Source organism: Caulobacter sp. GW821-FHT10A06, assembly GCF_059415805.1.
Genome location: NZ_JBWKNY010000008.1, coordinates 88,797 through 102,188 on the forward strand (window position 1 = coordinate 88,797; position 13,392 = coordinate 102,188).

A 13,392-nucleotide genomic window follows, 5' to 3' on the forward strand; every position below is an offset into this window, starting at 1 on the left:
GCCATGACCCGCGTCTCGACCGTCCAAAACTACAACATCATGACGTCCAACCTGATGGCGGCTCAGATCCGCCAGAACGAGGTGGGCGCGCAGGTGTCCAGCCAGAAGGTCGCCAACGACCTGAAGGGCTATGCCAAGAACGCCGAAATGCTGACCGCCATGCGCAGCACCCAGACCAAGATCAACGGCCTGGTCGACCAGACCAAGATGGTCGGCAACCGGCTGGAGATGCAGGACACGGGTCTGGGCCGCATCGCCAACGCCACTCAGAGCGGACGCGAGGCCATCGCCAACGCCCTGGCCGCCGGCAGCGCCACCACCCTGATGCAGCAGATGACCGCCGCGTTCGGCGAGGTGGTCCAGGGCCTCAACGCCAAGTCGAACGGCCTCTACGTGTTCTCGGGCGCCAAGACCGACACGGCCACGACCACGGCCACCACCATGGCCGACCTGACCAGCGTGCCGATCACCTCGGACCTGTTCCAGAACGACCAGTACATCGCCACCAACCGGGTGGACGAGCAGACCAACGCCAAGACCGGCATCCTGGGCGACGCCGTCGGCACCGACGTGTTCGAGGCCTTCAAGCAGGTGCAGGCCTATATCGACGCCAATGGCCCGTTCACCGGCAATCTGGACGACGCGCAGGTCAACTTCCTCAAAGGCCTGCTGCCGGTGTTCGACGCCGCCCAGAAGGGCGTGGTCGACGCCCAGGGCAAGAACGGCGTGACCCAGAAGCGTTTCGAGAGCGCCCAAACGGATCTCTCCAACCAGGCCGACACCCTGACGGCCATGGTCGGCGGCATCACCGACGTCGACATGGCCGACGCCGTGACCCGCCTGGAAGCCGCCAAGCTGGCCGTCCAGGCCTCGGCCCAGGTGTTCACCAGCCTGCAGGCCTCGTCGCTGCTGAACGTGCTGAAGTAGGGAGCGGCGCGAAGACGCGCCCTCCCAACCTCGCAAAACCGACCTCCAGGCGCTATATGGCGGCGGATGAACGCCGACCTGCTGACCCCTGCCGCCACTTCCGACACCGACGCCCTCATCGCGCGCGCGGTCGAACAGGTGCGCGAGGCCGTCGGCCTGCCGGAAGGCACGCGGATCGTCGCGGCCATGTCCGGCGGCGTGGATTCCACCGTCACCGCCGCCCTGCTGGCCAAGGCAGGCTATGACGTGGTCGGCGTGACCCTGCAGCTCTACGACCATGGCGCGGCCATCACCAAGAAGGGCGCCTGCTGCGCCGGCCAGGACATCCTGGACGCCCGCATGGCCGCCGAGCGCATCGGCATCCCGCACTATGTGCTGGACTACGAAAGCCGCTTCCGCGAGCAGGTCATCGAGGACTTCGCCGACGCCTATCTGCGCGGCGAGACGCCGATCCCCTGCGTGCGCTGCAATCAGACCGTCAAGTTCCGCGACCTCTTGGACGTGGCCCGCGACCTGGGCGCCGAGGCCATGGCCACCGGGCATTATGTGCAGCGCGCCTTTGCGGGCGGCGGTAACCGCCCGCAGCTGCGTCGCGCCGCCGATCCCGCCAAGGACCAGAGCTACTTCCTGTTCGCCACCACGCGCGACCAGCTGGACTTCCTGCGCTTCCCGCTGGGCGGCATGGACAAGCCGACCGTGCGCGCCGTCGCCTTCGGCCTGGGGCTCGCCATCGCCGACAAGCCCGACAGCCAGGACATCTGCTTCGTGCCCGAGGGCAAGTACACGACCGTCATCGACCGCATCCGCCCACAAGGCGCCGAGGCCGGCGATGTCGTGCACCTGGACGGCCGCGTGCTGGGCCGCCACGAGGGCGTGACCCGCTACACCATCGGCCAGCGTCGCGGCCTGAACATCGCCGTCGGCGACCCGCTGTTCGTCGTCCGCATCGACGCCGACAAGCGCCACGTCATCGTCGGCCCGCGCGAGGCGCTCCTGACCGCCTCCCTCACCCTGAAGGAAGGCAGCTGGCTGGGCGGCCAGGACAGCCTGGAAGCCGCCGCGCAGGACGGCCAGCCGGTGCTGGCCCGCGTCCGCTCGACCCGCGAGCCTGTCGCCGGCCGCCTGGCGCTGACCGGCGACACGGTCTCGGTGGTGTTCGACGGCGCCGAGGAAGGCGTCGCGCCCGGCCAGGCCTGCGTGCTCTACGACCCCGCCGACCCCGAACGCGTGCTGGGCGGCGGCTTCATCGCCGCCACGGTCCGCCAGATGGACCTCGCCTAAGGAGCCCCTGATGTCCGAAGCCACGATCCGCCTCTTCTCCTACGGCACCTTGCAGCAGGAGAGCGTGCAGATCGAAACCTTCGGACGGCTCCTGAAAGGCCAGGCCGACACCCTGCCCGGCTTTGCCAAGACCATGGTGCGGATCACCGATCCGGCGGTGCTGGCGACCAGCGGCCAGGAATATCACCCGATCGTCACGCCCAGCGACGATCCGGCCGAGGCTATCCCCGGCGCGGTGTTCGAGATCACGCCCGAGGAGCTGGCGGCCGCCGACGACTACGAGGTCGCCGACTACAAGCGCATCGCCGTCGTCCTGGGCTCGGGTCTCCCCGCCTTCGTCTACGTCAAAGCCTGAGCGTCGGATCGAACCGGGTCTTGCGGGGTTCAGAAGAGGACCCTTTCACGGAAGATCCGCATGCTCCGATCCCTGCTCATCGGCCTGTCGGCCGGCTCTCGCTCCATGACCCCCCTGGCCGCCGTCAGCGAGGCCGCGCATGGCGGCCACCTGGACGCCAGCAATCCCTCCGCCCATCTGCTGGGCCATCCCCTGGTCGCCGCCGGGACCAAGGCCCTGGCCGCCGGCGAGCTGTGGGGCGACAAGCTGAAGTCGGCTCCGGACCGCATCGTACCGCTGGGCATCGCCGCCCGGGTCATCACGGCCGGCTTCACCGGCGCGGCCCTGGCCCCGCGCAAGAAGATGCTGCTAGGCGGCGCGCTCGCCGCCGGCGCGGCGGTGGCGGCGGCCTATGTCACCTTCCATTTCCGCATGAAGGCCATCAGTCGCTTCGGCCAGACCAACAGCGGCCTCGTCGAGGACGCCCTGACGGTGGGCGCCGCCCAACTGGTGACGCGGGCGCTGCGATGATCGAGCGCAAGGACAAGGAGTCGGTCGAGCCGGAGATGACGCCCACGCCGGAGGCCGACTCCACGGCCGAGGGCGTTCGCCGCCAGCGGCAGCACATCGAGGACCTGGACGGTGAAGACCCGCTGCGCGGCGGGGTCGCGGACTAGCTTCCTTCTCCCCTTGCGGGAGAAGGTGTCAGCGAAGCTGACGGTGAGGGGTCGCGCGGCGGATAGGGCTTTCAACCCCTCACCCGACCCGCTGCGCGGGCCACCCTCTCCCGCAAGGGGAGAGGGGGTAACTCTAAGCCGCCCGCCCCGGACGCGAGGCCGGCGCGGCCGCGCCCTCGTCGACCTTGAAGCGGCTCATCAGGCGGAAGAGTTCGCTGGTCTCGCGCGCCAAACCGTAGGCGGCCGCCGTAGACTCCTCGACCATGGCGGCGTTCTGCTGGGTCATCTGGTCCATCTGGTTCACCGCGACATTGACCTCGCCCAGCCCTGTGGACTGTTCCTTGGCGGCGGCGGCGATGCCGGCCACCACGCCGCTGATCTGGCCGACGCGTTCACCGATCCGGGTCAGGGCCTCGCCGGCCTGGGCGACCAGTTCGACGCCGCGCTCGACCTCGCCGCCCGACGCATGGATCAGCCGCTTGATGTCGCGCGCCGCCTCGGCCGAGCGCTGGGCCAAGGCCCGCACCTCCATGGCCACGACCGCGAAACCCTTGCCGCTCTCGCCGGCGCGGGCGGCCTCGACCCCGGCGTTCAAAGCCAGCAGGTTGGTCTGGAAGGCGATCTCGTCGATCACCCCGATGATCTGGTTGATCTCGCGCGAGCTGGCCTCGATCTGGCCCATGGCGGCGACGGCGTCCTCGACCACCCGGCGCGAGCCGTCGGCGTCGTGCTTGGCGTGGCCGACGATGTCGCGCGCCTGGTCGGCGCCCTCGGCCGTCCTTCGGACGGTTGCGGTGATCTGGTCCAGCGCGGCGGCGGTCTCTTCCAGGCTGGCGGCCTGGCGCTCGGTGCGCTGTGACAGTTCGCTGGAGGCCTGGCTGATCTCGTCGGTCCCCGAACGGATGCCGCGGCTAGCCTCGGACAACACGCCCATGGTCTCGCGCAGGCTCTCCATCGCCTGGTTGAAGTCGGCCCGCAGCTTTTCGTAGTCGGCGGCGAACGGGGTCTTGAGGCGGAACATCAGGTCGCCGGCCGACAGCTTCTCCAGCCCCTGGGCGATCGAGGTGACGACCTGTTCCTGCTCCTTCTGGGCCTGGGCCTTGGCGGCCTCGACGCGGGCGCGTTCGGCCTCGGCGGCGGCGCGCTGCTCGGCGGTCATGCCCTCGAGGCGCAGCTTCTCGATCGCCGCGTCCTTGAAGGCCTGGACCGCGCCGGCCATCTCGCCGATCTCGTCGCGGCGGCCCACGCCCGGAATGGCGATGGCGTTGTCCCCGGAGGCCAGACGGCGCATGGCCGAGGTCATGGCGCTGACCGGCGCGGCGACCAGGCGGGTGAGCGCCACGGCGAGGATCGTCGACAGCGCCAGAGCCAAGAGACAGCTGACGATCAGATAGACCTTGCCCATGAAGATGGCCGTGGACTGCGACTGCATCCGGTCGTCCTGCAGCAGGTGCTGGGCGTCGCTGATCTCGTCCAGGGTGGCCTGCATCTCGCGCAGGGTGTTGCGGCCCATCAGTTCGACGGCCTGGTCGTGGCCGCCCGGCTGCTTGGCCAGGGCCAGCGGCTTGTCGGCGAACTCGGCGCGCCAGCCGGCGATCATGCTCTTCAGTTTCTGGGCCCGCGCCCGCTGCCCCTCGCTGCTGGTGTCGGCTATGAAGCGGTCGATCGCGCCGTCTACCGCCTTCACATGCGCCTCATAGGCCTCCAGGTGCGAGGCATCGCTGGCCATGACGAAGCCGCGCACGGCGTTCTGCTGCTCGACCAGCCCTTGCGTGACCGCCTCAACGTCCAGCGACAGGTCGTAGGTCTTGTCGTTCTTCTGGGCGGCGTCGTGGATCTGGTCCAGCTTCAGGAAGACCAGGGCGTCGCCGATCAGCGACACGACGATCAGCACGGCGAAGGTCAGCGCCAGCTTGCGCGCGATCTTCAGGTCGTTGAGGAACATGGAAAGCCGTCCGGAACTGGGCCGGCAAACGTTTGCCGCGCGCGCAAACTTCGCGCCCCTCGTGCTTTCCGAAACCTTACCCGGCGAAAAGGCCGCACCCCTCGCGGGTCACTCGGCCGCGATCTTGATGGCTTCGAGGGCCTCGCCGACGGTCATCGGGTGCTGGTCCTGGGAGACGCGCTCCAGGTCGCGGCGCTGGACCACCTCGCCGCATTCCTCGCAGGCCAGGACGGGGTGGAAGGCGCAGCCACAGGTCTTGTGGCGGAACAAGACCGGCGAATTGTCACGACCATAGACGTGGCGGTCGCCCCATTCCGACATGGTCAGCAGCACCGGCGACAGGGCCAGGCCCTTCTGGGTCAGCCAGTATTCGTGGCGCGGCGGACGCTCGGAATAACGCCGGGTCTCCATGACGCCGTGGCCGACCAGGGTCTTCAAGCGCGCTGCCAGGACGTTGCGGGCCACGCCCAGCCGCTCCTGCCACTGCTCGAAGCGCTTCACCCCGGCAAAAGCGTCGCGGAGGATCAGCAGGGTCCACGGATCGCCCACGACCTCGAGGGTGGCGGCGACCGAGCAACGTTCGTTCGTATAGTCAGCTGTGCGGCCCATTTGGCGAGGTTGCGGCGTTCCGCGAGGGAAAGCAAGAGACCGTTGCGTTTGAAGATGAACCACAGTAGGTTTTTTATCGCAATTGACTCTCTCGGTTATTGCACGACTGGCGAGGAGGCGCGGTTTCGGCCAACACCTCCTCGCCCCTTTCCCATCACAATCTCGCAACCCACTTGCGCATGATCGGGTGATGAGGGCCTATCTCGCCTCAAAATCCGCCCAGGGAGCTTATTCATGTCCGTCGCCGATCCCGTCGTCATCGTCTCCTACGCCCGCACGCCGATGGGCGGTTTCCAGGGCGCTCTGAGCGGGGTGAAGGCCACGGACCTGGGGGCGGCGGCGGTCAAGGCGGCCATCGAACGCGCCGGCGTGACGGGCGACAAGGTCGAGCAGATCATCATGGGCTGCGTGCTCCCCGCCGGCCTCGGCCAGGCTCCGGCGCGCCAGGCGGCGCTGGGCGCGGGCCTGCCGCTGTCGGTCGAAGCGACCACCGTCAACAAGATGTGCGGCAGCGGCATGCAGGCGGCGATCATGGCGCATGACGCCCTGGCCGCGGGCTCGGTCGACGTCGTGGTGGCCGGCGGCATGGAGAGCATGACCGGCGCGCCCTACCTGATGTCCAAGCACCGCGCCGGCGCCCGCATCGGCCACGACCAGATGTGGGACTCCATGTACCTGGACGGCCTGGAGGACGCCTACACCCCCGGCAAGCTGATGGGCGCCTTCGCCGAAGAGACGGCGGCCCAGTACCAGTTCAGCCGCGAGGCCATGGACGACTACGCGACCAAGGGCCTGGCCAAGGCCAAGACGGCCATCGAGAGCGGCGCCTTCAAGGCCGAGATCACGCCGGTGACCGTCACCACCCGCAAGGGGACCGAGGTCGTCGACACCGACGAACAGCCGCTGAAGGCCGATCCGGCCAAGATCCCCACCCTGCGCCCGGCCTTCGCCCGCGACGGCGGCATCACGGCGGCCAACAGCAGCTCGATCAGCGACGGCGCCGCTGCCCTGGTCATGACCCGCGAGAGAGTGGCGAAAGCCTTGGGCCTGCCGATCGTCGCCCGCGTGGTCAGCCACGCCGCTCACGCCCACGAGCCGGGCCTGTTCACCACCGCCCCGGTGCCGGCCATGAAGAAGGCGCTGAAGAAGGCTGGCTGGGAGGTCGCTGACGTCGACCTGTTCGAGGTCAACGAGGCTTTCGCCGTCGTTGCCATGATCGCCCAGCAGGAGCTGGGCATCGATCCCGACAAGCTGAACGTCAATGGCGGCGCCTGCGCCCTGGGCCATCCGATCGGCGCCTCGGGCGCTCGGATCCTCTGCACCCTGATCAACGCCCTGCAGGCGCGCGGCGGCAAGAAGGGCCTGGCGTCCCTCTGCATCGGCGGCGGCGAGGCCACGGCCATGGCGGTGGAGCTGGTCTGATCCCATCTAGGGCGGATCAGATTGCCCGAGAGGCGCGTTTCCTCGTCATGGACACCTTCCGCCACAACCCCGAACGCAGCCGCTACGAGCTGGAGGTCGACGGCCTGCTGGCCGTGGCCGACTACCAGCGCGCCGGCCACCGGCTGGTGATCCCGCACGTCGAGGCCGACATGGCCCTGCGCGGCACCGGCGCGGCGGGACGGCTGATGACCAAGGTCGCCGAGACGGCGCGCGCCGAGGGCATGCGGATCACCCCGCTGTGCTCCTACGCGGCCGCCTGGCTGAAGCGGAACGACCCCGACCTGATCGCTTAGGCCTTCGCCGCCGCCTTCTCCGCCATGAAGGCCACCCGAGACAGCACTTCCGGGCCCGCCGCTGGGCCGGGCCTATAGGCGAAGCTCTCATTCGTGATCGGCTTGCCGCTGACCCGGTCGACCATGATCGGTTCGGCCGCCAGGCCCGTCTGCCGGTCGACCAGCTGGCCGGCCACGCCCTCGATCGCGAAGTGGCGGTTGCCGAAGGCCAGCAGCGCCGTCAGCACCGGCGCGAAGTCCCGCCCCAGATCCGTCAGCAGATATTCGTAGCGCGGCGGTCGCTCGCTATAGGCGCGCTTCTCCAGCATGCCATTCTCCACGAGGCCAGCCAGGCGCTTGGTCAGGATGTTCGGCGCCACGCCCAGGCTCTTCTCGAACTGGTCGAAGCGGGTCAGCCCCTGGGCGGCGTCGCGCAGGATCAGCAGGGTCCAGTGATCGCCCACCCGCTCCAGCGTGCGGCCGACCGGACATTGGGTGGGCAGGCGTTCAGATTTGCTCATGACAAAAGATTTGGGATGTCACTTGCGAAAAGCAAGTTACCCCATAGCTAAGCGTGGAGCCGGACCATCGAGGCCTCGGCGAGGGATACGAGGACTACCACGATGAGCACCACCAACAACCAAGGCACGGCCCTGATCACCGGCGCTTCGACCGGCATTGGCGCGACCTATGCCGACCGCCTGGCCAAGCGCGGCTACGACCTGATCCTGGTCGCCCGCGACGAAGCCCGCCTGAACGCCCTGGCCGATCGCCTGCGCGCCGAGGCCGGCGTCAAGGTCGAGGTCATCAAGGCCGACCTGACCGACAAGGCCCAGGTGGCCGCGCTGGAGCAGCGCCTGGCGACCGACACGGCCATCACCACCCTGGTCAACAACGCCGGCGTGGCGGGCGCGGGCGACTTCCTGGCCTCCGATCCGGAAGCCTTCGACAAGATGATCCAGCTGAACGTCACGACCGTGACCCGCCTGGCCTCGGCGGCGGCCCGCAACTTCGTGCCGCGCAACACCGGCGCGATCATCAACCTGGCCTCCGTGGTCGGTCTGATGCCCGAGCTGAACATGCCGGTCTATGGCGCGACCAAGGCCTTCGTGACCTATCTGACCCAAGGCCTGCGCGTGCAGTTCGCCGAGTCCGCCGTCCGCCTGCAGGCGGTGCTGCCGGGCGCCACGCGCACCGAGATCTGGGAGCGCTCGGGCTCGGACATCGATGCCCTGGACCCGAACATGGTCATGGGCGTCGACGACCTGGTCGACGCGGCGCTGGCCGGTTTCGACCAAGGCGAGCTGGTGACGATCCCCTCGCTGCCCGACGCGGCCGACTGGGACGGCGCCCTGGCCGCCAAGGCCAAGCTCTATCCGAACCTGTCGCGCAGCGAGCCAGCGGCTCGCCTCCGCTAAGTCTTAGAAAGCAGAAAGCTCGCCGGCGCGGCGCTCACTCCCGCGCCGGCGAGTCCGCCCTGATGGGCTTTCCCGGGTTGATGCGCACCGGGAAAACCCATCTGGAACGCGAATTCTACGAAAGCACCATCACGACCACGCGGCGGTTCTGAGCCCGGCCTTCGCGCGTTTCGTTCGCGGCGACGGGGGCGTCCTGGCCGTACGAGATCGTCGCCATGCGGTTCAGGGCGACGCCGTGCACGCTGAGGAACTTGCGCACGGTTTCCGCGCGCTTCTCGCCGAGCTCGTCGTTGTATTCCTTGGAGCCCGAGTTGTCGGTGTGACCCTGGATTTCCAGGTACACGTTCTTGTTGTCGGTCTTCAGCTTCTCGGTGAATTCCGACAGGCGCTGCTCGGCCTCCGGCGAGAGGTTCGCGGCGTTGACCGGGAACTTCACGGAGTCGTCGCTCAGCACCAGGGCGTACTGGAACTTGCCTTCAGCCAGCTTGCCGGCCGCGATGGCGCGGTCCAGGGCTTCCTTCGAGGTCTTGTCCAGTTCACCGATCTGGGTGTCATGAGTGCTGACCCGCTCATTGACCGCACCCACCTGGGTGTTCACGTACTTCTTGGTGGCGCAGCCGCTGACCGACAGGCCGCCCATCACCAGGGCGGCGGCGACCATCATCGTCTTCGTGCTTGCTATCATTGTTTCCATCTCATCCGTAGCTGGGGCGCAGCGTCCTGCAACGCTCGCAGGACCAAATCGGGCAGCCGAACTTGGCCAAAGATGGGCGTGATTCCGGCGCTTCCGGGCCAAGCTATGCCGTTGATATGGCAGCGATTTCAGAGCCAATAGAACCGCGCACGAGCGCCGTTTACGGACTTTGGTTCCGAAGATTCTTTATTGATTTTCCGTGCTGGAAAGCCACGCCTGAAAGGCCTTCAGGGCCGGAGTCGGGGCCCTGGATTTCAGCCAGGTCAGCCAGTAGCGACCGGCGCTGACCTGAGTCGGGAAGGGCCTGACGAGGCGTCCCTGCTGCAGATCGTGAGCAAACATCATCGGCGGGGCCAGCGCCACCCCAAATCCCTGGATGGCCGCCTCGACCATCACCCACGAGCTGTCGAACACCGGCCCGCGGATGGGCGGCGGCGACAGGCCGGCGGCGGCGAACCAGTCCGGCCAGTCGGCGGCGCGGTAGCTGCGCAGCAGGGTCTCACCGAAGAGATCGGTCGGCTCGGCGATGCGCTCGGCCAGGGCCGGGGCGCACAGCGGGCTCATCGGCGCCTCGAACAGCGGCGAAGCCTCGGTCCCATGCCAGGCCCCATCGCCAAACCGCACCGCGCAGTCCAGGCCCTCGCCCGCCAGGTCGGTGCGGTTGTTGTTGGTGAAGAGCCGCAGGTCGACGAACGGATGGGCCTCCCGGAACGCTGGCAGGCGCGGCAGCAGCCAGCCGACCGCGAAGGTGCCCACGACGCCGACGCTGAGCACCTCCAGCACCCGGCCGCCCTCGAACCGGGCCAGCACGTCGTCCAGCCGGTCGAAGGAGTCGCGCACGCTGGGCAGCAGGGCCAGCCCCTCGTCGGTCAGCGCCAGGCCGCGCGGCAGGCGGCGGAACAGGGCCGCGCCCAGACGGGCCTCCAGCCCCTTCACCTGGTGGCTGACGGCGGCCTGGGTCACGCACAGCTCGATCGCCGCTCGCGTGAACGACAGGTGCCGGGCCGAGGCCTCGAAGGCGCGCAGGGCGTTCAGGGGCAGTTGCGCGCGGCTCATTAAGGATGACCCTAGATCAGCTAATGGGTCCGCCAAGGTATCGTCGTTTGCGGCCGAGGCCAGCCCCCGGCAGGTTCCGCGGGCAAGGAGACCCCCACCCATGTTCCACCGTCGCAAGTTCTTAACGGCCCTGGCGGCCGCGCCCGTTGTCGTGCCTGCCTTCGCCAAGGCCGCCGTGTTCAGCAGCACGCCGCCTTCTGACCTTAGCTCACGTATTAACGAATTGGAGCAGCGCAGCAGCGGCCGCCTGGGCGTGGCGGTGCTGGACACCCAGACCGGCCGCCGCTTCGCCTGGCGCGGCGACGAGCGTTTCCGGATGTGCAGCACGATCAAGATGCCCTTGTCCGCCGCCATCCTGCGCCGCGTCGACCAGGGCCGCGAGCGCCTGGACCGCCGGATCACCTATGGCCGCGACGTGCTGATGGGCAATTCGCCGGTGGTCGAGAAACATGTGGCCGACGGCATGACCATCAGCGAGCTGTGCCATGCCACGATCACGGTCAGCGACAACGCCGCCGCCAACCTGCTGCTCGAGGCCCTGGGTCCGGGCGACGGCGGTCCGGCCGCCCTCACCCGCTTCCTGCGCGCCATCGGCGACCAGACCACCCGCAGCGACCGCCTGGAGCCCGAACTCAACACCGGCACGCCCGACGACCCGCGCGACACCACCACGCCCGTGGCCATCGCCGACACCTGGAAGACCCTGCTGCTGGGCGACGCCCTCTCGCCCGCCTCCCGCAAGCAGCTGACCGCCTGGGTCGTGGCCAACAGGACCGGCGACAAGCGCCTGCGGGCGGGCCTGCCCAAGGGTTGGCGGGTCGGCGACAAGACCGGCAACAACGGCAAGGACACCACGAATGACGTGGCCATCGCCTGGCCGCCGGGCAGGAAACCGCTGCTGATCGCGAGCTTCCATGATCGGGGGAGTTCGGATGATGACGTGCGCAACGCGGTGCTGGCCGATGTGGCGCGGGCGGTCGTGGCTGCGGGGTTCGGGCGGTAGAAAGTTATCCACAGGGGCGGAGGGAGACCGTGCTGGCGGCTTCCCTCTCTCCTCCCCCTCTTGGGGGAGGGGGACCGCCGAAGGCGGTGGAGGGGCCAGCGCGGCCGGCTCATGACTAGCCCCCTCCGTCACGCCACGCTGCGCGGGCGCGCCACCTCCCCCAGACGGGGGAGGAGAGGTGAAAGGCCGTCTGCACTCGTGCTTATCCCCACTCAGTAACCGGCGTTTCCGTGTCGCGGCGCGCACTTACCCAAAAACACCCGTTTCTTATCCCCGCCCCTCCCGACCGCCTCATGCTTCTCCCCATGAGCCAGACCCAATCCCCCGCCACCTGGTGCGCCGACCTGCAAGCCCGCCTGATGGCCGCCCTCGACGCCGCCTGGACCCTCGCCGAAACCAGCGACGACCCGGCCGTCATCGCCAAGGCCCGCGACAAGGCCAAGCTGTGCGGCCAGATGTCCGCCGAGGTCCGCAAGGTCGCCGCCATGGTCCCGCAACCGAAACCCCGCAGCCTCCCCGCCCACATCCACGAAGCCTTCGACCGCCTCGACACGGCCACCGCGCCGCTGATCGCCGAGGCGGCGCGCCAGGAGGCCCGCGACACGGGTAAGCCGCCGGCCGCCCAGTCGCTGGCGATGCTGGCCGCGCTGAAGAAGCTGAAGCGACGCTAAACTTTGATCCCGCCAGTCGCGAGCGCCACTTCAACACCCCTTAAAAATTGCAATTGCACGATCGACACGCGACATTCCTGTTGGCGTTAGCGCCAGGGGGATATCTTGACCGAAAAGAAAAAGACGGCCGAACCAGCCGCCAAACCCATTTGCTTCGTAATCACGCCGATCGGCGCTGCTGGCAGCCCGGAGCGAGAGCACGCCGACTTCGTCTTGAATGGCGCCCTTCGCCCGGTATTCGAAGCACGCGGTTATGAGGTGGTTCGCGCCGACACCATGGCCGATCCAGCCATGATCAACGACGGCATCTTCAACCACATCTTCGAGGCCAAGGTCTGTGTGGCGGACCTGACCTTCTCCAATCCAAACGTGTTCTACGAGCTAGGCGTGCGGCACGCTCAGCTTTTGCCAGTGATCCACATCGCCGACGAGGACACTCGCCTTCCCTTCGACACAGCACAGCATCGAGCGATCATGTTTCGCAGAACGAACTGGGCGTCATTCGAGGCCCTTCGAGATGGACTCGGCCGGCAACTCGACGCGATCGAGGGACGGGACTTCAAGGTCTCCAATCCGATCACCCATGCGCGCGGCCGTATCGAGATCGCCAAGCGCGGCGACGAGGAAAGCAAACTGGTGCTCGATACGCTGACACGAGTGGAGCGGCTCGAGCGGCGGGTACGACAAACGACCGGACCGGACACCATACAACGCGTCCGGTCGACGCCCTTTTCCTCAGCACCCAAGTCATACGATGACCTATCACTCAAGATAGTAGAATTTATCGAAGCAATAGATGATCTCCCCGAGAAGGAAAAGAAAATTTTATTCCAAGACGAATTCGGATATTTAATCTCCAACATGGAATCTTTCGAGAAGAACGCCCTCTTCAATCAGGTATTTGAAATGAGCAATATGAGCTTCGAAAATTTTCAGTGGGCAAGGAGGTTTTTCTAGCCTAGCCAATTCCCTCGAGATCTAAGCACCTCATTGCAGCCCCTCACTTGTTACCGCTACCTTTTCTGTTAGCTTCCCCGCGCTGACACCGGTGACCAAACCGGG

General features: G+C 67.6%; 16 protein-coding genes and 1 pseudogene. 12 read left to right on the forward strand and 5 right to left on the reverse strand.

Annotation, left to right across the window (positions count from 1 at the left end; all coding sequences use genetic code 11):
• Window positions 1–3: 3 nt before the first annotated feature.
• From AC07NF_RS23035 to AC07NF_RS23060, 6 genes and pseudogenes are all read left to right on the forward strand, one after another.
• Entirely contained in the window at window positions 4–927 is a 924-nt protein-coding gene (locus AC07NF_RS23035; protein WP_492813145.1) for a flagellin, read from the forward strand.
• A gap of 66 nt (window positions 928–993) precedes the next feature.
• Window positions 994–2,208, forward strand: coding sequence for a tRNA 2-thiouridine(34) synthase MnmA (mnmA, locus tag AC07NF_RS23040; RefSeq protein WP_494632953.1), 1,215 nt, complete (start codon window positions 994–996; stop codon window positions 2,206–2,208).
• Window positions 2,209–2,218: 10 nt separating this feature from the next.
• Window positions 2,219–2,563, forward strand: a complete 345-nt coding sequence (locus AC07NF_RS23045; RefSeq protein ID WP_494632955.1) for a gamma-glutamylcyclotransferase family protein — start codon at window positions 2,219–2,221, stop codon at window positions 2,561–2,563.
• A 60-nt stretch (window positions 2,564–2,623) separates the two neighbouring features.
• On the forward strand, window positions 2,624–3,073 hold the full coding sequence (locus AC07NF_RS23050; RefSeq protein WP_494632958.1) for a DUF4126 domain-containing protein: 450 nt from the start codon (window positions 2,624–2,626) through the stop codon (window positions 3,071–3,073).
• Window positions 3,070–3,219, forward strand: a complete 150-nt coding sequence (locus AC07NF_RS23055) for a hypothetical protein (protein ID WP_494632959.1) — start codon at window positions 3,070–3,072, stop codon at window positions 3,217–3,219. Before AC07NF_RS23050 ends, AC07NF_RS23055 begins: the two co-directional genes overlap by 4 nt.
• Window positions 3,185–3,352, forward strand: a pseudogene (locus AC07NF_RS23060) (hypothetical protein); the annotation flags it as partial. The gene AC07NF_RS23055 and the pseudogene AC07NF_RS23060, both read left to right, overlap by 35 nt.
• Here the strand turns inward: AC07NF_RS23060 and AC07NF_RS23065 are convergent.
• Window positions 3,353–5,164 (reverse strand): methyl-accepting chemotaxis protein, encoded by a 1,812-nt coding sequence (locus AC07NF_RS23065; RefSeq protein WP_494632962.1) that lies wholly within the window; start codon window positions 5,162–5,164, stop codon window positions 3,353–3,355.
• Window positions 5,165–5,272: 108 nt separating this feature from the next.
• Window positions 5,273–5,773, reverse strand: a complete 501-nt coding sequence (locus tag AC07NF_RS23070; RefSeq protein ID WP_492813157.1) for a winged helix-turn-helix transcriptional regulator — start codon at window positions 5,771–5,773, stop codon at window positions 5,273–5,275.
• Window positions 5,774–6,007: 234 nt separating this feature from the next.
• Between AC07NF_RS23070 and AC07NF_RS23075 the strand changes: the two genes are divergently transcribed.
• Both AC07NF_RS23075 and AC07NF_RS23080 read left to right on the forward strand, forming a co-directional pair.
• Window positions 6,008–7,195, forward strand: coding sequence for an acetyl-CoA C-acyltransferase (locus AC07NF_RS23075; protein ID WP_494632963.1), 1,188 nt, complete (start codon window positions 6,008–6,010; stop codon window positions 7,193–7,195).
• A gap of 47 nt (window positions 7,196–7,242) precedes the next feature.
• Entirely contained in the window at window positions 7,243–7,509 is a 267-nt protein-coding gene (locus AC07NF_RS23080; protein ID WP_494632964.1) for a GNAT family N-acetyltransferase, read from the forward strand.
• Here AC07NF_RS23080 and AC07NF_RS23085 read toward each other — a convergent pair.
• Window positions 7,506–8,009, reverse strand: a complete 504-nt coding sequence (locus tag AC07NF_RS23085; RefSeq protein ID WP_494632966.1) for a winged helix-turn-helix transcriptional regulator — start codon at window positions 8,007–8,009, stop codon at window positions 7,506–7,508. The genes AC07NF_RS23080 and AC07NF_RS23085 overlap by 4 nt on opposite strands.
• A 102-nt stretch (window positions 8,010–8,111) precedes the next feature.
• Between AC07NF_RS23085 and AC07NF_RS23090 the strand changes: the two genes are divergently transcribed.
• Complete coding sequence (locus tag AC07NF_RS23090; RefSeq protein ID WP_494632967.1) at window positions 8,112–8,906, forward strand: SDR family NAD(P)-dependent oxidoreductase; 795 nt, start codon at window positions 8,112–8,114, stop codon at window positions 8,904–8,906.
• A 115-nt stretch (window positions 8,907–9,021) separates the two neighbouring features.
• On the opposite strand, the gene AC07NF_RS23095 is transcribed toward AC07NF_RS23090, so the two are convergent.
• Both AC07NF_RS23095 and AC07NF_RS23100 read right to left on the reverse strand, forming a co-directional pair.
• On the reverse strand, window positions 9,022–9,591 hold the full coding sequence (locus tag AC07NF_RS23095; RefSeq protein WP_492813165.1) for an OmpA family protein: 570 nt from the start codon (window positions 9,589–9,591) through the stop codon (window positions 9,022–9,024).
• A 195-nt stretch (window positions 9,592–9,786) separates the two neighbouring features.
• Window positions 9,787–10,656 carry a LysR family transcriptional regulator gene (locus AC07NF_RS23100; protein WP_494632970.1) on the reverse strand — a complete coding sequence of 290 codons (870 nt, stop codon included), beginning with the start codon at window positions 10,654–10,656 and terminating at the stop codon, window positions 9,787–9,789.
• A gap of 100 nt (window positions 10,657–10,756) precedes the next feature.
• Here AC07NF_RS23100 and bla point away from each other — a divergent pair, with 100 nt between their 5' ends.
• The 3 genes from bla (at window position 10,757) to AC07NF_RS23115 (ending at window position 13,287) form a co-directional block, all read left to right on the forward strand.
• A complete protein-coding gene (gene bla / locus AC07NF_RS23105; RefSeq protein WP_494632972.1) occupies window positions 10,757–11,659 on the forward strand; it encodes a class A beta-lactamase in 903 nt (300 codons plus the stop codon).
• A gap of 305 nt (window positions 11,660–11,964) precedes the next feature.
• Complete coding sequence (locus tag AC07NF_RS23110) at window positions 11,965–12,330, forward strand: hypothetical protein (protein WP_494632974.1); 366 nt, start codon at window positions 11,965–11,967, stop codon at window positions 12,328–12,330.
• Between the two features lie 105 nt (window positions 12,331–12,435).
• A complete protein-coding gene (locus tag AC07NF_RS23115; RefSeq protein ID WP_494632976.1) occupies window positions 12,436–13,287 on the forward strand; it encodes a hypothetical protein in 852 nt (283 codons plus the stop codon).
• Window positions 13,288–13,392: the final 105 nt, after the last annotated feature.